Raw genomic sequence first — 19901 nt, forward strand, 5'->3', positions numbered from 1 at the left:
CGGCGGCGGCGGGTCCTCCGCCGTGGGAGCACAGCATGGGCTCGTTGGGCTGGACCGAGATTCTCGTCCTCGCGCTGATCCTGATCCTGCTCTTCGGCGCCAAGCGCCTGCCGGACATCGGCCGGGGGCTGGGGGACGGCATCCGGGGGTTCAGGCAGGCGATGCGGGGTGAAGAACCGGGAGGCGACGCCAAGGGCGGGGATTCGAACTCCGGCACGAAGCCCTAGACGCCGACCGCGTTGACCGCCTTGGGCACCGCGGCGGCGCGGCGGCTCGTCGGCAGACAGCGGTCGGCGGCGGAGCGGCTCCGCCGCGAGCTCGCCCGCGCCGACGGGACGCTCGACCACTCCTACTTCCGCGCCTTCCGCCGGGACACCGGTCGCGTCGCCGAGCCCATCCCCCTCGAGGCGATCTTCGGCGCCGCCGCGGAGTCCGACCTCGTCTACCTGGGGGACTTCCATGCCGTCCGAGCGTCGCAGTCCTTCGCGCTCCGCGTCCTGACCGCCCTCGCCCGCGGTGCGCGGGCGAACGTCCTGGGCATTGAATTCGTCTACACCCGGCAGCAACGATTGCTCGACCTGCGCCAGCGCGGAGATCTCGACGAAGCGGCCTTCCTCCGGCGCATTCACTACGAGGAGGAATGGGGCTGGCCCTGGGAGGGCTACCGCGAGCTTCTCGACGGCGCCCGGGCGCTCGGCGTGCCCGTGGTCGCGCTGGATCGCGCACCGCGCGGAGGCGTCGATCGGATCGCCTCCCGCGACGACCACGCGGCGCGACGCATCGTCGCCTCGCTCCTCGAGCGGCCGGGCCATCGCATGCTGGTGTTTTTCGGCGAGAGCCACCTCGCAGGCAGGCACCTGCCGCGCCGCGTGCGCGAGCACGCGGGACGAAACGGAATCGCGCTGCGCGACATCCGGGTCTTCCAGGATCCGGATCGCGCGTACTGGTCTTTCGTGTCGGCGGGAGAACCCGTTCCGGATGCGGTCGCCTTCGGCGAAGGGGGCTACGGCGTCTTTCATACGGCGCCCCTGGCGAAGTACGAGTCGTACCGTCAGATCCTCGACCGCTGGAAGGGGGACCTGCCCGGCGACGAGGACGTGGATCTCACCCCGGCGGTCCACCACCTGATCGACGTGCTGCGCGGCTGGCTCGGGCTCAGCCGCTCCGCCAAGCTTCGCCACCGGGCCGGTTGGGAGGAGGAACTCTCCGACGCCTACCCCGAGGTGTACGGCGGAGGAGAGGCGTTGCGCCTGCTCGGTCCGATCCTCCGGGAGCACGGCCGCTCCGACGAGGAGGTGGGCGAGGCGCGGGAGCGGCTCGCCGAGCGCGGCGTCTTCTACGAGTCCCGCTCGAACACGATGTTCATCGAGCGATATGCCCCGGGGCGGACGGCCGGCGAGGTCGCGCGGTTCCTTCGAACCGCGCTCACCGGGCGGCTGTTTCAGGAACCGGAGCTCTCGGAGGCCGACCCCGTCGATCGCGCGTACGGTGCCGCCTACAACGAGGCGCTGGCCTACCTCGGCGCCCGGCTGGTCGATCCCGGCAGCGACGTGGTGACCCGGGACGAGCGGCGCGTGCTCGCGGGTGCGGCGGCCGGGGGCGTCGACGAGGCGCGCGTCCGCCTCGCCTGGATCGAGTCCCACCGCCGGTTCGAGGAATCGGGTGCGAACCTGCCGCCGGCGACGCTCACCGCTCCCCTGCGGGCCTCGCGGGCGCTCCGCCGCACGCTGGCACGCGACCTCGGGCACCGGCTCGGTCAGTCGTGGTTTGCGGCGGTCGCCGGAGGGCGCCTGCGCACCGCCGCGCTGCGCCGCATCTTCTCCGCGCCTCTGGATCCGCCCCGCGCCCGCGGCGTGGTCGTGCGCTGGCTGCGTCGGCTTCGCGGCAACCGCTGAAAGAAAAACGGCCGCGCCCTGGGGCGCGGCCGCGTGTCGATCGGCAGGGACGAGAGGGGATCCGTCGTTCCCTGACGCTCGAACACTCCCGGATTCGATCCGACCTCAGTCCCAGAGGACCGTGTCGGTCCAGACGGCGGTGTCGCCCCACAGGGCGGTTTCCGTCCAGACGGCGGTGTCGCCCCAGAGGGCGGTGTCCGTCCAGACGGCGGTGTCGCCCCAGAGGGCGGTGTCGGTCCAGACGGCGGTGTTGTCCCAGAGGGCGGTATCCGTCCAGACGGCGGTGTTGTCCCAGAGGGCGGTGTCGGTCCAGACGGCGGTGTCGCCCCAAAGTGCCGTTTCCTCGGCGAGCAGCTTGAGGTCCCACAGCACCGTGTCGGCCCAGACGGCCGTTTGCTCCGAACCGATCACGTCCCACAGGACGGTGTCGGCCCAGACGGCGGTGTTGTCCCAGAGCGCGGTGTCGCCCCACAGGGCGGTGTCGGCCCAGACCGCGGTCGACTCCTTGGCCCAGAGATCCCACAGGACCGTGTCGGTCCAAACGGCGGTGTCGGCGTGGGCCAGGTCGCGGAGGACCGTCGTGGAGGAGGAAGCAAGCGCGCGCAGCGCCCCGTCGCCGAAGATCGCGGTGGAGTACCGCGGCGGCACGACCGACGAGGCCAGACCGAATCCCCCTTCCGGATTGCGGACGACGACGGGGGAGGCGGTCGAGAAGCGGGTGGAGGTTAGCCCCTGCGAGAGAGAGAGGGCCTTGGCGAGGTTGACGTATCCGGATCCGGTGGCGAAGGCGGTCTCGCCGGCCACCGGCTCGGCGGTCTTCATCAAGACGGCCTTGATCTGGTCGTTGGTCAGCGCCGGATTCCGCTCCAGCAGGAGCGCCGCGAGACCCGACACGACGCCGGTGGCCTGGCTCGTCCCGGACAACTCGATCCGACCCGGAGCGACGACGCGCTCGGGGAACATCGCGGCCAACGAGCAGCCGGGGGCGAGGGCGCCGAGGAGTCGGTTGCCCGGCGCCATCACGTCAGGCTTCAGGACGTTGTCGCCGTACGAGGGACCGCGGCTGGAGTAACTGGTGAGCAGGTCGTCGGTGCGAACGACCGTGTCCTTGTCGTTCATCGCCCCGACCGTGAGGGCGAAGGGGTTGTTGCCGGGGACGTTGATCGTCCGGAAGCCGTCGCGGCCGCGGTTGCCGGCGGAGGCGACGACCAGAAGGCCCGATTTCCAAGCGCGGGTGACGGCCTGCGAGACCGGGTCGGTGCGCCACGACTCGGCGGGGGGGTAGCCGAGCGAGAGATTGATCACGCCGATCCCGAAACGGCGGCGGTTCTCGATCGCCCAGTCGATCGCGGCGATCACGTCGCTCGCGAAACCGAGGCCGTTGCCGTCGAGCGCCCGGAGCGAGACGAGCGACGCGTCGGGAGCGACGCCGCGCATCGATCCATTGCGGCCCGAGCTCGCGATGAGGCTCGCCACGTGCGTGCCGTGCCCGCGTCCGTCCGCGTCCCGCGCACCGGCGTCGGTGAAGTCGATCGCGGCGACGATCCTCGACCGCTCGAGCCCGGCGACGAGGCTGATGCCGGAATCCACGACCGCCACGGTCACGCCTTTGCCGGTCAGCCCGAGCACGCGGAAGGCCTCGATCGCACCCGTCGACTCGACTCCCGGGTCGACGTCGCTCGAGCCGGCGATGGTCCGGTCGGGGGAGATCCGGACGACTCGCGGGTCGGCCGCCAGCGCCTCGATCTCCGCGGCGGCGTACGTCGCGGCGAGCGCGCGCCCCGCATCGAGTCGACGGTGGCTGCGGCTCGCGCGGCGGGCGAGTCCGTCGACCGCCTTCGCGTCGAGCCCTTCGGCGTAGGAGACGATCACCCTCTGCTCGGCACCGCTCGACAGCGCCGTGGCGAGATCGTCTGAGATCTTGGAGTTGCGCGGCGCCGCGGCGATCGCGGTCAGCGAACCCAGCAGGAATGGGACCGCCAGGATCAGGGTCCGGATTCGGCGGGTCTTCGTCATGGTGTTGCCCCCTCTCGTAGCCACTTTTTCGGTGGTGGCCGACCCGGAGAAGAGCAACCGAAGGGCCGTGTGAGGAGAATTCGCAACTATCGAGTGGAACCCGTTTCAAATGTGCGATTTACGCCCATGCGCGCGCCTCCGAGTCCATCTCCAGTCGAGTCTCACTCTGAGACCTGGTGAGGCCGTAGCAGTTGGAAGTCGTTGTAAATGTGACAGTTAATGGATGATACCCGGAATGGGTCGGTGTCGTCTCACGGTGAGACGGCGTGATGTCGGTCCGGTGGCTCGAATGCAAAAGTCCCTCGTCCGACACTATGTCCGGCCGTATACTCCGCGTATTCAAGCTGAACAAAGCAGATGGTTGGAGTGGTGGAATGTACGAAACGAATCTCGATGTGGCGCGCAGGGTCTACCGGGCCCTGAAGACCCCCACGGACAATAATCCGCGCACCGACCCCATCCTCGCCTTCCATTTCAAAGGGAAGGACGACTACATCATGATGCGGTGCAACAAGAACCCCGAGGTGTCCATCAAGGGCAAGGGGCAGGAAGCGGGCGAGGTCAAGTTCTTCGCCTACAGCGACTTCTCGGAGCATCGCGAAGACGACGTCCTCTTCAGGCTCAAGGACGAGATCACGCTCATCGAGTTGTACCGGAAGGGCGCGATCGAGGCGATGTCGTTCAAGTCCTGGGACGAGTTCTCGCGGTGGCTCGATACGCTCGACGAAAACGGGGTGCAAATCTCCCTGAAGCTGCCCTGCCTTGTTTACGCGGCGGTCCGGCACCAGCAGCCGTCGATGCAGAACTTCATCGTCGAGGCGATCAAGAAGGCTCTGAAGACGGGCCTCGAGTAGCGGGCGGGAACGCGTCGATCGCCTCGCGCACCGCCCGTCCTTCGTCGGGGCCGCAGGCGGGATCCTCGAGTGCGCGCTCGAGCCTGGCGCGCAGCCGGTGCCACGCGGACTCGAGGGCGATCGGCCCCAGGCTCTCCCCCTCGGGCCCGATCAGCGTGACGGTCCCCGAGTCGAGCAGCGAGCGACCCTCCGAAGAGTCGGGATCGACGAGCCGCACCAGCCTGCGTCCCCATCGTTCTTCGATGGGACCGGCGCGTCCGGTTCCCGTGAGGATCGCCCGGAGCGTGCGCCCGGCGTGGTGTGTTCCTTCCACGCCCGGATCGTACCACGCGACGCGTGGGTTCACGGCAGGGTGGACCAGTCGGGGATCTGGGGGGGTGCCGTGGGTCGCGCGAAAAGATAACCCTGCGCGCAACGCACGCCGAGCTCCATCAGCGTCGCGAGCTCGTCGCGCTCTTCCACGCCCTCGGCGACCATCGTGATCCCGGTGTTCTGCGCGAAGCGCGTCATCGTCGCGATCAACTCGCGCTTGATGACGCTTCGATGCAGGTCTCGGACGAGCATCATGTCCGCCTTGATGAAATCGGGTCCGATCTCCGCGATCGCGTGCAGTCCGGCGTACCCCGCGCCGACGTCGTCCATCGCGAGGCGGAATCCCTGCTCGCGGAAGTGGAGCAGCGTCCGCCGGAACGCCGCGTAGTCTTTCACCGCCGCGTGCTCGGTGAGCTCGAGCACGACCTGGCGCGGACCGAGGCCGGCGGCACGTAGGCGGTCGAGGAAATCCGATCCCACCAGGTGCGGATCGTGGATCGCGTCCGGCTCGACGTTGAGGAAGAGGCACTGGTCCGGTTCGAGGTGCGGGAGCCCCTCGATCGCCTTGCGACGGCACAGTCGCTCGAGCGCCCACAACACGTCGTTCTCCTCGGCCGCCTTGAAGAGCATCTCCACGTTCTCGAAGCGGCCGACGCCCACGCGCGTGAGCGCCTCGTACCCCAGGACGCGGCGGCGCGCGAGGTCGACCACCGGCTGGTACACCGTGCGGACGAGTCCCTGGTCGAGCACGCGATGGAGCTGGACCGCGTGACGGCGACCTTCGCGCTCCTTGTCGCGCAAGGCGTCGGCAAACGCTTCCTGGAGCGCGCGGTGGACGCGACGCTCGAGGCGGATCGCCTCGTCGTGGTGGAGGAACGCGCCGCCGACGTAACAGCCGAACGACTCGGACGTCTCCCGCGACAGGACGCGGCCCAGGTGGGCGCGCAGGCCGCGCTTGAGGCGCATCCGCACGCGGGCGACGTCGGACGCGTCGATCGCGCGTCCGGATCGCGGAGGTTCGAGGAGGATCACGAAGGCGTTCCCGTTCACCGACGGCTCGAAGACGTGGTCGTCGCGACGCATGCGCTGCGATCGGTACGCGACGAGGAAATCCGCGACGTGGCGGATCGTGTCCTCGTACGCGCTCCAGCTCTGTGCGGGGTCGACCGATCCCGACCGCTGGAGAACGGTGACCGTCAGGATCGCGGCGCGGCGGTCCGGGTCGATGCGCGACCCGACCCGATCGAGCAGTTCGTCGAGGGCGGGAAGCGATTCGGGCGCGGCGGATGCCCTGTCGGCCGTGCGTGTCCGTCCCAGGGTCATGCGCCGCGCTCCGGCCCGGCCGAGGTGTCCCGGGAGCCGGCGCTGGGCGAAGGCACTTCGTCGCCGTCGCCGAAGTCCGTCCCCCGGTGGAGGAGGATCCGGTTCCGGCCGGCCGACTTCGCGCGGTAGAGCGCCTCGTCCGCGCGGCGGATGAGCTCGACGCCGTCGGTCCCGTCGAACGGGAACACGGCCACGCCGCCGCTGATCGACAGCGACCCGAGCGGCTGCTTCTCGCGATGGGCGAAGGGGTGCTCCTCGATGACGCGCCGGATCCGTTCCGCGGCCAGCAGGGCGTCCCGGGCGTCCGTGCGGGGCATCGCGACGACGAACTCCTCGCCGCCGTACCGGCACGCCACGTCGCCCGGGCGGAGGTTCTTGCGCAGGAGCGCGGCGACATCCCGCAGCACGTCGTCCCCTTCGACGTGGCCGTTCGTGTCGTTGTAGTTCTTGAAATGGTCGATGTCGAAAATGAGAACCGCGACGCGCTCCGCGGAACGCTCCGCGTCGTGGATCATCAGGCCGAACTTCTCCTTCAGGAAGTGGCGCTTGTTCATGAGGCCCGTCAGTCCGTCGGTGTGGGCCTGCACGCTGAGCTTCCGGTGGTTCTCGGCGTTGGTCATGGCGATCGACGCGAGGTTCGTCACCATCTGGAGCATCAGCTTCTCGTCGCGCGGCCGGATTCCGGGGTTCCCCAGGGTGAGGACGCCGACGACTCGATCTCCCCCCTCCTCGTGCTGCACGATCGGCCCGATCATGTCGAGCCGGAGCGACGGGTGGTTCTCGTCGATCGCGCGGCCCTCCGTGCGGGTGAGGTTCATCCAGTCCTCGGCGAGCATTTCGACCCCGGCCTCCGCGACCCAGCCGATCTTCCCTTCGCCGAACCGGACGCGTCGGGGCACGCTCGTGCCTTCGAGCCCGCGCTGGTCGGTGAGGAACATCTCCTTGGCGTCGCCGTCCTCGCCTGCGGCCCTGGCCTGGTACATCGTGATCTGTTCGGGCTCGAAGATCGCGTCGACGAGGCTGATCACGAGACGGGGGATCTGACGCGCGTCGATATCGGAGCGGTTGAGCTCGCGCACGACGTTCGGGAGGTACCGGGAGAGGTTCGACAACCAGCGCTGCTCGTTGCGCATCCGGTGGATCTGGCGGGCCTGCTCGCGCCCCTGCGCCTCGGCCCGCGAGATGTCGGCCCTCGCGCCGTCGAGCTCCTGACGGAGTCGGTTGGTGCCCAACCTTCCGAGGAAGAACCCTCCCGTCGTCCCTGCGGCGGCCGCGAGGACGATCAGGAGCACGGAGTCCAGGCTGAGCGACATCCAAATCCCCTCGTGCGCACAGGTCGTACGTCGACCTCGCGGCCGAACCCAAATGTGCAATCCGCGTTCCGAATAGGCAAGAGGAGTGCTACATATATATCTTCAATTCCGTCAAGGAGTTATCGGGCCGACGGCCGCGCCCCGTTGCGGGCGCGGCAAAATTGTGTCGGCGCGCGGCCTCGGCGCCGCCGCGAAGCGTCCCTTTTCGGGGGGAGGCGCCGATTCGCTAGTATTCCCCGATGCTCCGCGTCAACGAGATCTTCCATTCCATCCAGGGGGAGTCCACCTGGGCGGGCGCGCCGTGCGTCTTCGTGCGCCTCACCGGCTGCAACCTGCGATGCAGGTGGTGCGACTCGGCATTCGCGTTTTACGAAGGAACCGATCGGACGGTGGAAGAGGTCGTCCGCGAGGTGGACCGATTCGGGTGCGGCCTGGTCGAAGTGACCGGAGGGGAGCCGCTCCTCCAGGCCGACGTCCACGAGCTGCTCGGGCGGCTCGTCGACCGCGGATTCCGGGTGCTCCTCGAGACTTCGGGAAGCCTGCCGATCGAAGGCGTTCCCGACGGCGTCGCCCGGATCGTCGACGTGAAATGCCCCGCGTCCGGCGAGGTCGATCGGAACCGCTGGGAGAACCTCGATCGGCTCCGGGCGGGCGACGAGCTGAAGTTCGTGATCGCGGACCGGGCGGACTACCTATGGGCGAGAGAGCAGGTGGCGCAGCGTTCGTTGACGCGTCGTTGTCCGGTCCTGTTCTCCGCCGTCCACGACGTTCTGGATCCGGCGAGTCTCGCGGCGTGGATCCTCGAGGATCGGCTGGACGTTCGCATCCAGATCCAGGTTCACAAGGTCCTCTGGCCCGGGATCCTGCGAGGGGTCTGATGCACGAGGCGATCGTCCTGCTCTCCGGCGGACTCGATTCCGCCACGACGCTGGCCATCGCGCGGGCGGAGGGCTTCCGGGTGCACGCGCTGACGGTCGCTTACGGCCAGCGGCATTCGATCGAGGTCGAACGGGCGAGGGAGCTCGCTGCCGCGCTCGGGGCGGCGTCCCATCGGGTGATCCGCCTCGACCTGCGTTTCCTGCGCGGTTCCGCCCTGACCGATCCGCAGGTGCCGGTCCCCAAGGACCGGGACGGGGAGACGATCGGCAGGGGCATCCCCTCGACCTACGTGCCCGCACGCAACACGGTCTTCCTCTCGCTGGCCCTCGCGTGGGCCGAGACGATCGGGGCGGGCGACATCTACCTCGGTGTCAACTCCCTCGACTACAGCGGCTATCCGGACTGCCGGCCGGAATACCTCGCGGCGTTCGAGTCGATGGCCCGGCTCGCGACGAGGGCGGGGGTGGAAGGGAACCGCCTGACGATCCACGCGCCGCTCCTTCACGCCACCAAGGCAGAGATCGTCCGTCGGGCCGTGCAACTCGGAGTGGACCTCGGCCGGACGATCTCCTGTTACGATCCGGGGGCCCGCGGCCGACCGTGCGGCGCGTGCGACGCGTGCGTGCTGCGGGCCCGGGGATTCGCCGACGCGGGGCTCGAAGACCCCGCCTTGCTCGAAGGAGGGGACTAGCCGAGTTGTGCGCGACGCCGCGTGGCGTGGCCGCGGAGCTCGCGAGCGGCTTCGGCGGCGGCGCCCGCTTCCCCCGAGCTATGCTCGAGCCGGGCGGCGACGGCCTCGATCAACTCGACGTCCTGCCAGGCCCTTTCCTGCATCGCTCCCGCCATCGCGTTGACCGACGCGGCGAGCTCCTGGAGGTTGTCCCCGCGACGAAGGCGCAGGCGCGTGTCCAGGCGTCCCTCCCGGAGCCGGTCGAGGGAACGTCCGATCTTGAACGCGGCGCCGGCGGTCCGGTGGGTCTCGAGGATGCTCACGAGGAACACCCCCACCAGGAACACGAGTGAGCCCGTCGCGACGAGCCCGATCTGCACCCGGTCCTGGGCCTCGATCATCTCGCGCAGCTCCGGGGCGATCGCCTTGACGTTGCGGGAGCCCTCGCGGGCGGAGAAGACGAGGCTGAGGTTCAGGATGATGAGGAGCAGGAGCGCGACCGCCACGGCAAGGAAGGCCGCACGGTACTGGTACCCGCCGTCCACCACGAACCGCCGGCGGCGGAGCAGGTTCCGCAACGCCCCCGCAGGCTGCGCTAGGCTCGCTCCTGGGTCCGCCATGATCCGGCCCTCCGGCACCTGAAGATGGGGTCCCGGGGGGCGACCGGTCAAGCGACGTTGCCGTGGCGCGCTTTTCGGGGTTACGATGCGCCCGTTCCGGTGCCGCCGGACGGAGGAGCCCATGGAACAGAAGATCGTCGTCCACCTGCGGGGCGGCGGGATCCACAAGGGGATCACGCACGACTTCGACCCCGAGCGGGAGACGTTCCACCTCCTGCCGGCGGAAGGAGGGGGTGTTCCGTTCCGCGTGCGGTTGGACGATGCGAAGGCCGTCTTTTACGTGAAGGACTACCTCGGGAACCGGGACTTCATCGCCCGGCGCCATTTCGATCAGGTCCAACAGCACGGCCGCCGGGTCATCCTGACCTTCTACGACGGCGAGCAGATGTGGGGCACGATCGCCGAGGGCGACGAGGACAAGAACGGCTTCTATTTCTATCCGGCGGACGAGCGGGACAACAACATCCGGCTGTTCGTGCCGAGAAGCTCGCTCAAGGATCTCCAGGTCGTCGCCTGACGGCGTGAAGGAGGCTGCTTGAACAAGGCGGAACTGACCGACAAGCTGGCGATCAAGACGGGGCTGTCCCCGAAGGACGCCCGAATCGTCATGGATGCGCTCTTCGACCCGGATCCCAAGATCGGCCTGATCGCCGAAGCCTTGATCGGCGGCGACAAGGTGGCGATCAGCGGATTCGGCACCTTCGAGGCGCGGGCCCGCAAGCCGCGGTCGGGGCGCAACCCGCACACGGGGGAGACGCTCGAAATCCCCGCGACGCGGGCGCCGGCGTTCAAGGCCGGTAAGCCCCTGAAAGAGACCCTCAAGGGCTGAACGCCTGGCGGCGCCGCACCGCCGCCGGGCCTGCCTTCCCGATGGCCCCCCGAAGCCGATCCGACGCAGGGTCCGGCGGCGCGACGCGTCGCCGGAAACGGAGGTGGGTCCGTACCCTGCTGCTGGGCGTTGCGCTGCCCGTCGTCGTGGTCGGCACGATCGTCGGCGTCGTCCTTTACGTCGAGATCTCGCGGACCTTCGAGGGTCGGGTCTGGACCCTCCCGTCGAGGATCTACGGCGAGCGCCTGGTCCTCCTCCCCGGCAGCGCGATGTCGCCGGCGACGCTCGAAGACCGGCTCGAGCGGATGGGGTACGCGAAGGTGGACGGGGAGCCGGCACGGCCCGGCCAGTATCGCCGGCGGACGTCCACGCTCGAGGTGCACCTCCGGGCGTTCGACACGGGAGGCAAGCCGCTCCCGGCGCGGCGTGCCCGGCTCCGATACGCCGGGCGCGCGATCGCTTCGATCGACGACGGGAGGGGTCGCGGGCTCGGCCGGCTCGAGGTGGAGCCGGAGCTGCTCTCGGTCGTCTTCGGCCCCAGGCAGGAGGAGCGCAGGATCGTCCGCCTGAAGGACGTCCCCCCGGGATTGATCGAAGCGGTGTTGGCCGCCGAAGACGAGCGGTTCTTCTCCCACGCCGGCTTCGACCCCGTCGGCATCGCCCGGGCCGCGTTCGCGAACCTCCGCAGCGGCCGGATCGTGCAGGGCGGCTCGACGATCACCCAGCAGACGGTCAAGAACCTCTACCTCGGACAGGAGCGCACCGTCTGGCGCAAGCTGCGCGAGCTCGCGATGGCGGTGATCCTCGATCTGCGTTACCCGAAGGAGCGGATCCTCGAGACCTATCTCAACGAGGTGTACCTCGGGCAGCGCGGCTCCGTCGCGATCTGCGGCATCGAGACGGCGTCGCAGTTCTATTTCGGCCGAGGGCTCAAGGATCTCTCCACCGCCGAGGGAGCCCTGCTTGCGGGGCTCATCCGGAGTCCGGGATCGAACAATCCGTTCGCCCATCCCGAGCAGGCGATCGAACGCCGGAACCAGGTCCTCGACGCGCTCCACGACGCGGGGAAACTCGACGAGGCCGCGTGGAAGAAGGCGAAGGCGGAGCCGCTCCGCCTCGGCAGCGGCGGCGCCGGATTCGCCCGGGCTCCGTACGCGGTGGAGCTCGTTCGCGGCCAGCTCGCGGAGGCGTATTCCGCGCAGGAGCTCGCCGAGGAAGGCCTCGAGATCTTCACGACGCTCGACACCGATCTCCAGCACGCGGCCGAGCGCGCCCTGCGCGAAGGGCTCGAGCGGCTCGAGCGCGACCTGCCCTCCGTCCGATCGCAGGTGCGACGCCGGCGACTCCAGGGTGCCGTCGTCGTGCTCGATCCGAGCAACGGCGCGGTGCTCGCCCTCGTCGGAGGCCGCGACTATCGCGAGAGCCAGTTCAACCGCGCGCTGCAGGCGGAGCGCCAGCCCGGATCGTGCTTCAAGCCGTTCGTGTACCTCGCGGGCCTCGAACGGGCCCAGCGCGGCGAGACCGGACTGACCGCCGCGACGGTTCTCGACGATTCGCCGTTCGAGATGGTCTCGGGGGGAAAGACCTGGTCGCCGATGAACTACGACGGCGAGTTCCGCGGACCCGTGTCCGCGAGGCAGGCGCTCGAGCAGTCGCTCAACGTCCCCACCGTCCGCGCCGCGCAGGCGATCGGACTCGAGGCGGTCGTCGACGTCGCGAGGCGTTGCGGCATCGCGCGGCGCCTGGAGCCGTTGCCGTCGCTCGCGCTCGGCGCGCAGGAGGTCACGCCGATCGAGCTCGCGCGCGCCTACGCGACGCTGGCCAACGGCGGCGTGCGGCCGTCCCTCACGGCGGTGCGGGAGGTGGACGCGCCGGGAGGGCGACGCCTCGATCGCGTCGCGCCGAAGGCGGAGCGCGCCGCGACGCCGGAGGCGACGTGGGTGCTCACGAACATGCTCGAGGGGGTGCTGGCCAGGGGAACGGCGGCCTCGTCTTCGGCCTTGGGCTTCACCGGAGCCGGTGCCGGGAAGACCGGCACCACGGACGACACCCGGGACGCCTGGTTCGTCGGCTACACCCCCGACGTGCTCGCGCTCGTGTGGGTCGGCTACGACGACAACTCCAAGACCGGAATGACCGGGGCCGTCGGCGCGTTGCCGATCTGGGTCGACGTCCTCGACGCGGCCTCCCATCGGCGTTCCTCGCGCGCGTTTCCGCCTCCCCCCGGCGTGTTCCCGGTGGAGGTCGATCCGGAGACCGGGGACCTGGCCGTGGCCGGGTGCCCGACCCGGGGGCAGGAGTGGTTCATCCAGGGGACGGAGCCCCCGCCCTGCACGCAGCACGAAGGGGGGTTGTTCCGCTGGTTCCGGAAGCTGTTCCGCAAGGACTCGGTGTGACCGGCACTAGACGCGGAGGCTTCCGGGAACGTAGGAAACAGACGTGATCCCCCAGACCAGCCGCAGCAGCCAGCGAGGGCTGACGTTCGTCGAGCTGCTCACCGCAGCGGCGATCCTCGCCATCCTCGCCGGACTTGCCATGCCCACCCTCCGCTGGGAGGAGAAACGCCGCAAGGAGGTCCAGCTCAAGATGGCGCTCGAGTCCATGCGCGGGGCGATCGACCAGTACAAGAAGTTCTTCGACGAGGGGCGGATCCAGCAACAGGACGTCGATCAGTGGGGGTACCCGCTGTCGCTGGAGGAACTGGTCGAGGGAGTCGAGCTTACGGGAGAGGAAGCGCTGACCAAGAAGTCGATGAAGTTCCTCCGCCGCATCCCCGTCGATCCGTTCACCGGCGAGGCGACCTGGGGGATGCGCTCCTATCAGGACGACTGGGACTCGGACTCCTGGGGAGGGGAGAACGTCTACGACGTCTACAGCCTGTCGGATCGAAAGGCGCTCGACGGGACGTACTACAAGGACTGGTAGAAACGACGAAGCCCGGCTCAGCCGGGCTTCGCGCGTCGCGAATCTTGGTGCCGAAGGGGGGATTCGAACCCCCACGCCTCGCGGCGCCACCCCCTCAAGATGGTGTGTCTACCAATTTCACCACTTCGGCAAGGACGTCGGAATTCTAGTTCCCCTGCGGGGTCGGCGTCGACGGCGCGGGGGGCGCCGGCGGAGCCGGGGCGGACGGCGCGGGCGCGGTCGGTGCCGGCACGCTCGTCGCCGGAACCTGATCGAGCACCGAGCCGGTGCCGGAGGCGCCCGAAGACGCCATCATCGAGAGCGCGAACGACGTGAGCATGAAGACGATCGCGCCGATCGTCGTCATCTTCGACAGGAGCGTCGCGGCGCCGCGCGCCCCGAACGCCGTCTGGCTGCCGCCTCCGCCGAAGGCACCCGCGAGATCGGCGCGTTTGCCGGTCTGGAGCAGGACGACGCCGATCAGGAGCAGGCAGCAGGCGACGTGAACGACTATCAAGAGACCGTAAAGCATGCGATTCCTCGGAAAGCCCCGTCCGGAGCCGGGGGAGCCTAGCACGCCCCCGGAGCGGCGGGCAAGGCTGCGCGCACGATGCCGAGGAAGCGGGCAGCGTCGAGCGAGGCCCCGCCGACGAGGGCGCCGTCCACCTCCTCCAGGGCGAGGATCTCGACGGCATTCTGCGGCGTCACCGAACCGCCGTACTGGATCCGGATCCGCTGCGCCGCCTCCCCTCCGAACATCCCGGCGAGTCGTCCGCGGATGAGGCGATGGACTTCGGCGATCTGCTCGAGAGTCGCCACCCGCCCGGTGCCGATGGCCCAGACCGGCTCGTAGGCGACGACGAGACGATCGGCCTCGGCCGCCGGGACCGCGGCGAGGCCGAGCCGCATCTGGCGCTCGACCACCTCGAGGGTTCCGCCGGCAAGCCGTTCTCCCTCCGTCTCGCCCACACAGACGATCGGGACCAGGGCGTGCCGGAATGCAGCGGCCACCTTTCGACGGACGTCCTCGTCGGTCTCGCCGAGCAGGTGTCGACGTTCGGAGTGTCCGAGGATCACGAACGAGGCGCTCATCGAGGCGAGCATCGCCGCCGAAACCTCTCCCGTGAACGCGCCCACGTCCTCCCAATGGACGTCCTGGGCGCCGACCTGGAGCGGGGCACCGTTTCTGGCGTCGAGGGCGGCACGCAGGAAAGGAAACGGGGGCGCGATGCCCACGTCCACGCCCGCGAGGTCGCGCGTCCCCGCCGCGACCTCGCGGGTGAGCGCGGCGCACCTGGGCTCGTCGAGGTTCATCTTCGAGTTGCCCACCACGAAGGGCCGACGGCGCGAAGGCGTCACGGGCGGTCGTCCAGCGCGACGACGCCGGGAAGCGGCAGGCCGGACAGGAACTCCAGCGAGGCGCCGCCCCCCGTCGAGACGTGGGTCATCTTCGACGTGAGGCCGAACTTCTCGACGGCGGCGGCGGTGTCGCCGCCGCCGACGATCGACACCGCTCCGGAGCGCACGAGCGCCTCGCCGACCCCGCGCGAGCCGGCCGCGAAGGCGTCGACCTCGAACCGGCCGAGGGGGCCGTTCCACAGCGCGGTACGGCAGCGCGAGAGCGCGTCGGCGAAACGCGCGACGGTGCGCGGGCCGATGTCCATCGCCGCCTCGTCGTCGCCGATCGCGACCCCCGTGGTCGTTCGAACGTTCGTGTCGTCGCCCCCCACCGCGACGACGTGGTCGCCGGGAAGGAGCAGGAACTTTCCGGCGTCGCGCGCGCGATCGAGGAGCTCCCTGGCGAGCTCGACCTTCTCGGCCTCGAGAAGGGACTTTCCGGTCGCGATTCCCTGCGCCTTGAGGAAGGCGTAGGCCATGGCGCCGCCGACGAGGAATCCGTCGACGCGGGGGAGGAGGTTCTCGATCAGCTCGATCTTGTCGGAGACCTTGGCGCCTCCGAGGATCGCGACGAAAGGCGTGTCGGGATGCTCGAGGAGCTTTCCGAGGTGCTCGAGCTCGGCCTCCATCAGGAACCCGGCGGCGGCCGGATGCAGCACGCCGGGGACCCCCGCCGTCGAGGCGTGGGCACGGTGCGCGGAGCCGAACGCGTCGTTGACGTACAGATCCCCGAGCCCGGCGAGCGCCGCGGCGAACCCCGGGTCGTTCGCCTCCTCCTCCTTGTGAAAGCGGAGGTTCTCGAGGAGCAGGCACCCTCCCTCGGGGACCTCGAGCGCCATGCGCGCGGCGACCTCGCCGACGCAGTCGGGCGCGAAGGCGACCGTGCGGCCGAGCAGGCCGGCGAGGTGCCGCGCGACCGGCTCGAGCGAGTACTTCGGATTCGCCTGGCCTTTCGGACGCCCGAGATGCGAGGCGAGAACGATGCGCGCCCCGGCCTTCGACAGGTGCTCGATCGTCGGGAGCGACGCCCGGACGCGGGTGTCGTCGGTGACCTTCCCGGAATCGAGCGGCACGTTGAAGTCGACCCGAACGAAGACGCGTTTGCCTCGGACGTCGCCGAGCTCGCGAACCGACAGCTTCCGGGCCATGAGGATCCTCCGGGGCGCGGTCAGCGCCCGAATCGCGCCCGGGCGGGGCGCGGCCGCGCGGGGGGGAGGACGGCCTCGAGCGCGCGGCGCTGCTCGGGACCGAGCGCGCGGAACAACCGGCTCGTGCGACGGATGCGCTCGCGGCGCATGATCGCGCGGACGGTCGTGCCGATGCGCTCCCGGATGTAGCGGTCCTCGCGCGACCATGCGCGGAGAAGCTCGGGGAGCTCGTCCCTCTTGCCGATCAGCTCGACGGCCTCGATCGCCTCGGGCTCGAGCCGGATGTCTCCCGCCGAGAGCATCTCGCGGAGGTCCTGCACGGCGCAGCGGCTGCCGACGCGGGCGAGCTCGAGGTGCGCCTTCGCGCGGACGCGGACCATGGGATCGAAGCCGTCGGCGTTCGCTCCGTTGCGGGCGCGCAGGCGCTCGATCACGTCGCGGATCCGGTAGACCAGGGACTTCTCGCCGGACGATCCCGCGACCTCGAGCAGGACGAGCAACGGCAGCGGCTCGTCCACGTGCTCGAGGGCGAAGGCGAGGGCGCGGACGTGGCGGGGCGCGAGGGCCCGCAGGGCGAGGCCCGCACGGGCGCAGAACTCCGGATCATGGGCGTGTCGCCGCATCGCCTCGACGAGCGGGACGATCGCCGACGCGCCGCATCGCGCGAGCTGGCGCACCGATTCGTACCAGACGGTGTACGACGGGCTCGCGAGGCGGGAGACCAGTCGCACGGGCGGCACCCGTCGCGTCCGTCGCGGCGCGAGAAGCGCCTCCTCGACGTCGGCGGCGCGACGGGATACCTCGGGGGAAGCATCCAGACGCAGCCGACGGACCAGAGCCCGGCGCTCCGCCCCCTTCAGGAGCGGGATGAGCTCGACCGCGACCAGGCGCAGCTTCCCGTCGGCTCCGGAGTCGACGAGCAGGGCGAGAACCGGGCGAAGCGCGCCGTCCTGTCCCGCCTCGCAGAGCTCGAGCAGCCCCTGGAGGGCCACGACGCGAAGCTCGGAGCTCCGCTCGCGCGTGAGCGCGCGCTCGAGGGCGGCGACCGCCTCCGGCGAGGGGAACCGCGCGATCGAGCGCAGCGCCACTTCCCGCAGCCGGGGGTCGCGGTCGACGAGCATGCCGGTGAGCGCTTCGCGGCCGCGAGGATCCTGGGTGAGGGCCAGAAGCGGCATGGCGTTCGCCCGGGTCCGCGGATTGTCTCCGTCGAGCGCTTCGATGAGCGCCGGGACCGCGCGGGAGCCGAACAACGCGAGCCTCGCGCGCGCGTCGTCGACGCGCGACGCCGAGCGGCTTCCGAGCCGTCGGACGAGTTCGGGAATCTCGTTTGCCCTGGGCGGAAGCGTCATCTAGAGTTCGTCCGCAACCCGAACCGCGCCGACGAGGTTCGGTTCCGCAACGGGTTTCGACCGAGGAATACCGTGCCGGAAAACCGCGGGATTATGAGTCGCCTCGCAGGACGCGTCAACCGTCGCGAACGCTCCTGCACATTGATCGCGGTCATGCTGGCCTCCGCGACGTTGGCATCGTCCGGCTGCGGCGGCGATCGACGCGCGGATCGTCTCTACCGCGAAGCCTCCGAGCTCGTCGAAAAGGGCGATACCGCGGCCGCCGTCCCCAAGCTCGAGGAAATTCTCCGCGACTACCCGGACAGCGAAGCGGCGTCGAAGGCCCGTCGCGAGGTCGTCCTGTACCGCGGGCTGTCGGAGGCGGTCGCGGCGTATCCCGTGCGGCGCGCGCGCGATGTCATGGTGCAGACCGCCCGCGCGCTCGAACGATACCGGGCCGGCCGCGGGGCCGCTCCCGACGCGCTCGACGCCCTCGTGCCTTCCTTTCTCTCGGAGGCCCCCGCCGATCCGTGGGGACGCTCCCTCGAGTACCGGAAGACCGCCCGCGGTTATCGTCTCGCGTGCCTTGGCTCCGACGGGGCGCCGGGCGGCGAAGGCGATGCGGCGGATCTCGTCGTCGAGAATGGAGCGTTCGTGAGGGTCGCGCGATGATCGCGGCGTGGCTCCTCGCGGCTGCGGTCGTCGCGCCGAGGTTCGCGGTGGCCGTCCTTCCCAACGGGACGGAGTTCGCGCTCGAGGTTGCCGCCGACCCCGAATCCCGGGCACGGGGGTACATGTTCCGCGAGAGCGTCGGCCCGAAGGAAGGGATGGTGTTCGTCTTCGACTCCCCCGAGCGGCAGGGCATGTGGATGAAGAACTGCCGCGTCCCGCTCGACCTCGTCTGGCTCGACGGCGCGCGGCGCGTCGTCCACGTCGCCGAGAACCAGCGGCCCTGCCCCAGCCAGGGCCCGTGCCCGGTCGTCGAGTCGATGCGACCCGCCCTGTACGTTCTGGAGTTCGCGGGGGGGACCGCCCGCCGCGAGGGATTGAGGATCGGCGACACGATCGCCTTGCTTTCGGATCCGCCCCTCCGATGAAGGCTCGGTTCCTCGCGGTCGCGCTCCTGCTCGCTCCGTGGGCGGTCGCGGCCGACCCCGTCGTCGTGCAGGGGGCGGACCTCAAGCTCCTCGGCGAGGTGAAGGCGATCGCCTCGCGCGTCGCGGGACTCCTCGGGATCCGGGACGCGGGGACCCCGGCCGCGATTCGAGCGGACGCTGCGGCGCGTCGCGCGCTGCTCGAGGCGGCGGAGTCACTCCCGGCCGAGCGGCTCGCCGCCCGCGGAAGGTCCTGGGAGGATCTGGGGCTGGGGGAGCGGGGCCTGCCCGCGCGTCTGCGACGGATCCTCGCGGAAGACCTCGAGGGGGCGGCGCTCGACGGCGACGGCCGCCGCCTCATGGTCGATCCCGGCCGCTTGAGCGACGCCGATTTCGCGCCGGGCACTCCCGGAACCGACGCGGCCTCGCTGCTCCTGGTCGCCGGCGTTCGGCCGGACGAGCCGATGCTCGCCCACTACGTCGACCACGCAAGGGCGGGGTGGACCGCCGCGCGGTTCCCGGACACGACCGACGCCTGGCTCGCCGCGGCGGCCTGGGCCGAGGGCAGGGCCAATCTCGCGGCGCTGTCTCTGCTCTTCGAGGGGGTCGGCCTGATCGATGCCGTCGCCGACGGCAAGGTCGTTCCGTCTTCGGTGCTCGGCGGCTCGCTGGTGCCGGAGCCGTTCCAGACCGGCTCCCCCGTCGAGCGCGCCCTGCTGTTCTTCGTCTATGAAGAGGGATTTGCGCAGGCCGCATTGCGGCTCAAGGCGGGAGGGTTCGGCCGCATCGTCTCGGAGGCCGGCGTCCGCCGGACGACCCGGGACGTCCTCCACCCCGATCGGGCCCCTTTCGGGGGGGACCTCCCCGAGGTTCCGCCCCCCCCGGCGGGGTTCCGCGTCGCCGACCGCGACGTACTCGGGGAGCAGGGGATCATCACCGTGATCTCGACGTTGACCGGCAAGGACAACCTCGGATTGCTCGCGGGGGACGGTTGGGCCGGCGACGTCCTCGTCCGTCACGAACCGGACGCCGGCAACGGGGATGGGTACACCCTCTGGGTGGTCCGCGCGGTGGACGAGCCGAAGGCGACCGACTTCGCGTACGGCGTGCTCCGCGGGTTCGAGGAGCGGTACGCAGGCCTCAAATGGGAGGGGGATGCCGCCTCGAAGTCCCTCCGGTCGGCCGACCGGATCGTCCGGTTCCGCCGGAACGGAACGGTAATTCGGATCCGGATTGCGTCTCCGACGGTCGATGCGGCCCTCGAAAAGTCGTCGGTCGAAAGCGCGCCGCGGCGCGCTCCGAGCTCCACAAAGTGACG

At 70.2% G+C, this 19901-nt stretch carries 21 protein-coding genes and 1 tRNA gene; 12 read left to right on the forward strand and 10 right to left on the reverse strand.

The genetic code is table 11. The annotated features are described in order from the left end of the window. Window positions 1-35: 35 nt before the first annotated feature. Window positions 36-227: a twin-arginine translocase TatA/TatE family subunit gene (locus VF139_18365; protein HEX6853368.1), complete on the forward strand. Its 192-nt coding sequence runs from the start codon at window positions 36-38 to the stop codon at window positions 225-227. A gap of 12 nt (window positions 228-239) precedes the next feature. After that, window positions 240-1895, forward strand: a complete 1656-nt coding sequence (locus VF139_18370) for a ChaN family lipoprotein (GenBank protein ID HEX6853369.1) — start codon at window positions 240-242, stop codon at window positions 1893-1895. Window positions 1896-2000: 105 nt separating this feature from the next. Here VF139_18370 and VF139_18375 read toward each other — a convergent pair whose 3' ends face one another. Further along, the gene (locus VF139_18375; protein ID HEX6853370.1) at window positions 2001-3911 is read right to left on the reverse strand and encodes a S8 family peptidase; all 1911 of its coding nucleotides are present in this window, start codon (window positions 3909-3911) and stop codon (window positions 2001-2003) included. 374 nt (window positions 3912-4285) lie between these two features. On the opposite strand from VF139_18375, the gene VF139_18380 reads away from it, so the two are divergent. Further along, on the forward strand, window positions 4286-4765 hold the full coding sequence (locus VF139_18380) for a hypothetical protein (protein HEX6853371.1): 480 nt from the start codon (window positions 4286-4288) through the stop codon (window positions 4763-4765). Here VF139_18380 and VF139_18385 read toward each other — a convergent pair. Genes VF139_18385 through VF139_18395 form a run of 3 tightly spaced genes read right to left on the reverse strand, consistent with a single transcriptional unit; the run spans window position 4734 to window position 7713 of the window. Beyond that, on the reverse strand, window positions 4734-5078 hold the full coding sequence (locus tag VF139_18385) for a hypothetical protein (GenBank protein HEX6853372.1): 345 nt from the start codon (window positions 5076-5078) through the stop codon (window positions 4734-4736). The two genes, VF139_18380 and VF139_18385, sit on opposite strands and share 32 nt — an antisense overlap. Before the next feature lie 29 nt (window positions 5079-5107). After that, entirely contained in the window at window positions 5108-6400 is a 1293-nt protein-coding gene (locus VF139_18390) for an EAL domain-containing protein (GenBank protein ID HEX6853373.1), read from the reverse strand. Continuing rightward, window positions 6397-7713: a sensor domain-containing diguanylate cyclase gene (locus VF139_18395; GenBank protein HEX6853374.1), complete on the reverse strand. Its 1317-nt coding sequence runs from the start codon at window positions 7711-7713 to the stop codon at window positions 6397-6399. Before VF139_18395 ends, VF139_18390 begins: the two co-directional genes overlap by 4 nt. A 239-nt stretch (window positions 7714-7952) precedes the next feature. Here VF139_18395 and VF139_18400 point away from each other — a divergent pair, with 239 nt between their 5' ends. Both VF139_18400 and queC read left to right on the forward strand, forming a co-directional pair. Then, window positions 7953-8591, forward strand: a complete 639-nt coding sequence (locus VF139_18400; protein ID HEX6853375.1) for a radical SAM protein — start codon at window positions 7953-7955, stop codon at window positions 8589-8591. Then, window positions 8591-9283, forward strand: a complete 693-nt coding sequence (queC, locus tag VF139_18405; protein ID HEX6853376.1) for a 7-cyano-7-deazaguanine synthase QueC — start codon at window positions 8591-8593, stop codon at window positions 9281-9283. Before VF139_18400 ends, queC begins: the two co-directional genes overlap by 1 nt. On the opposite strand, the gene VF139_18410 is transcribed toward queC, so the two are convergent. Further along, window positions 9280-9882: a hypothetical protein gene (locus VF139_18410; GenBank protein ID HEX6853377.1), complete on the reverse strand. Its 603-nt coding sequence runs from the start codon at window positions 9880-9882 to the stop codon at window positions 9280-9282. The genes queC and VF139_18410 overlap by 4 nt on opposite strands. 121 nt (window positions 9883-10003) lie before the next feature. On the opposite strand from VF139_18410, the gene VF139_18415 reads away from it, so the two are divergent. The 4 genes from VF139_18415 (at window position 10004) to VF139_18430 (ending at window position 13636) form a co-directional block, all read left to right on the forward strand. Then, entirely contained in the window at window positions 10004-10399 is a 396-nt protein-coding gene (locus tag VF139_18415; protein HEX6853378.1) for a hypothetical protein, read from the forward strand. 18 nt (window positions 10400-10417) lie between these two features. Next, window positions 10418-10711 (forward strand): HU family DNA-binding protein, encoded by a 294-nt coding sequence (locus VF139_18420; GenBank protein ID HEX6853379.1) that lies wholly within the window; start codon window positions 10418-10420, stop codon window positions 10709-10711. A gap of 146 nt (window positions 10712-10857) precedes the next feature. Beyond that, window positions 10858-13107, forward strand: coding sequence for a PBP1A family penicillin-binding protein (locus VF139_18425; GenBank protein ID HEX6853380.1), 2250 nt, complete (start codon window positions 10858-10860; stop codon window positions 13105-13107). A gap of 43 nt (window positions 13108-13150) precedes the next feature. Further along, entirely contained in the window at window positions 13151-13636 is a 486-nt protein-coding gene (locus VF139_18430; protein HEX6853381.1) for a prepilin-type N-terminal cleavage/methylation domain-containing protein, read from the forward strand. Between the two features lie 45 nt (window positions 13637-13681). Here the strand turns inward: VF139_18430 and VF139_18435 are convergent. From VF139_18435 to VF139_18455, 5 genes are all read right to left on the reverse strand, one after another. Further along, window positions 13682-13766: transfer RNA gene (locus tag VF139_18435), tRNA-Leu, on the reverse strand. Between the two features lie 15 nt (window positions 13767-13781). Further along, a complete protein-coding gene (gene secG / locus VF139_18440; protein HEX6853382.1) occupies window positions 13782-14147 on the reverse strand; it encodes a preprotein translocase subunit SecG in 366 nt (121 codons plus the stop codon). 38 nt (window positions 14148-14185) lie between these two features. Then, on the reverse strand, window positions 14186-14974 hold the full coding sequence (gene tpiA, locus VF139_18445) for a triose-phosphate isomerase (GenBank protein HEX6853383.1): 789 nt from the start codon (window positions 14972-14974) through the stop codon (window positions 14186-14188). After that, window positions 14971-16161, reverse strand: a complete 1191-nt coding sequence (locus VF139_18450) for a phosphoglycerate kinase (GenBank protein ID HEX6853384.1) — start codon at window positions 16159-16161, stop codon at window positions 14971-14973. Before VF139_18450 ends, tpiA begins: the two co-directional genes overlap by 4 nt. Window positions 16162-16181: 20 nt before the next feature. Beyond that, window positions 16182-17510: a HEAT repeat domain-containing protein gene (locus VF139_18455; GenBank protein HEX6853385.1), complete on the reverse strand. Its 1329-nt coding sequence runs from the start codon at window positions 17508-17510 to the stop codon at window positions 16182-16184. A gap of 153 nt (window positions 17511-17663) precedes the next feature. Here VF139_18455 and VF139_18460 point away from each other — a divergent pair, with 153 nt between their 5' ends. Genes VF139_18460 through VF139_18470 form a run of 3 tightly spaced genes read left to right on the forward strand, consistent with a single transcriptional unit; the run spans window position 17664 to window position 19899 of the window. After that, window positions 17664-18161: a type II secretion system protein GspG gene (locus tag VF139_18460; GenBank protein HEX6853386.1), complete on the forward strand. Its 498-nt coding sequence runs from the start codon at window positions 17664-17666 to the stop codon at window positions 18159-18161. Continuing rightward, complete coding sequence (locus tag VF139_18465) at window positions 18158-18586, forward strand: DUF192 domain-containing protein (GenBank protein ID HEX6853387.1); 429 nt, start codon at window positions 18158-18160, stop codon at window positions 18584-18586. The genes VF139_18460 and VF139_18465 overlap by 4 nt, the downstream gene beginning before the upstream one ends. After that, window positions 18583-19899 carry a hypothetical protein gene (locus tag VF139_18470; GenBank protein HEX6853388.1) on the forward strand — a complete coding sequence of 439 codons (1317 nt, stop codon included), beginning with the start codon at window positions 18583-18585 and terminating at the stop codon, window positions 19897-19899. Before VF139_18465 ends, VF139_18470 begins: the two co-directional genes overlap by 4 nt. Window positions 19900-19901: the final 2 nt, after the last annotated feature.

The organism is Candidatus Polarisedimenticolaceae bacterium, assembly GCA_036376135.1.
Classification (GTDB): Bacteria; Acidobacteriota; Polarisedimenticolia; order Polarisedimenticolales; family DASRJG01; genus DASVAW01.

Bases quoted from the DNA above. Each gene is read 5' to 3' on its own strand.
- VF139_18365 (HEX6853368.1), top strand. From the start codon at position 36: ATGGGCTCGTTGGGCTGGACCGAGATTCTCGTCCTCGCGCTGATCCTG.
- VF139_18375 (HEX6853370.1), bottom strand. From the start codon at position 3,911: ATGACGAAGACCCGCCGAATCCGGACCCTGATCCTGGCGGTCCCATTC.
- VF139_18380 (HEX6853371.1), top strand. From the start codon at position 4,286: ATGTACGAAACGAATCTCGATGTGGCGCGCAGGGTCTACCGGGCCCTG.
- VF139_18390 (HEX6853373.1), bottom strand. From the start codon at position 6,400: ATGACCCTGGGACGGACACGCACGGCCGACAGGGCATCCGCCGCGCCC.
- VF139_18395 (HEX6853374.1), bottom strand. From the start codon at position 7,713: ATGTCGCTCAGCCTGGACTCCGTGCTCCTGATCGTCCTCGCGGCCGCC.
- VF139_18400 (HEX6853375.1), top strand. From the start codon at position 7,953: ATGCTCCGCGTCAACGAGATCTTCCATTCCATCCAGGGGGAGTCCACC.
- queC (HEX6853376.1), top strand. From the start codon at position 8,591: ATGCACGAGGCGATCGTCCTGCTCTCCGGCGGACTCGATTCCGCCACG.
- VF139_18410 (HEX6853377.1), bottom strand. From the start codon at position 9,882: ATGGCGGACCCAGGAGCGAGCCTAGCGCAGCCTGCGGGGGCGTTGCGG.
- VF139_18415 (HEX6853378.1), top strand. From the start codon at position 10,004: ATGGAACAGAAGATCGTCGTCCACCTGCGGGGCGGCGGGATCCACAAG.
- secG (HEX6853382.1), bottom strand. From the start codon at position 14,147: ATGCTTTACGGTCTCTTGATAGTCGTTCACGTCGCCTGCTGCCTGCTC.
- VF139_18450 (HEX6853384.1), bottom strand. From the start codon at position 16,161: ATGGCCCGGAAGCTGTCGGTTCGCGAGCTCGGCGACGTCCGAGGCAAA.
- VF139_18455 (HEX6853385.1), bottom strand. From the start codon at position 17,510: ATGACGCTTCCGCCCAGGGCAAACGAGATTCCCGAACTCGTCCGACGG.
- VF139_18460 (HEX6853386.1), top strand. From the start codon at position 17,664: ATGCTGGCCTCCGCGACGTTGGCATCGTCCGGCTGCGGCGGCGATCGA.
- VF139_18465 (HEX6853387.1), top strand. From the start codon at position 18,158: ATGATCGCGGCGTGGCTCCTCGCGGCTGCGGTCGTCGCGCCGAGGTTC.
- VF139_18470 (HEX6853388.1), top strand. From the start codon at position 18,583: ATGAAGGCTCGGTTCCTCGCGGTCGCGCTCCTGCTCGCTCCGTGGGCG.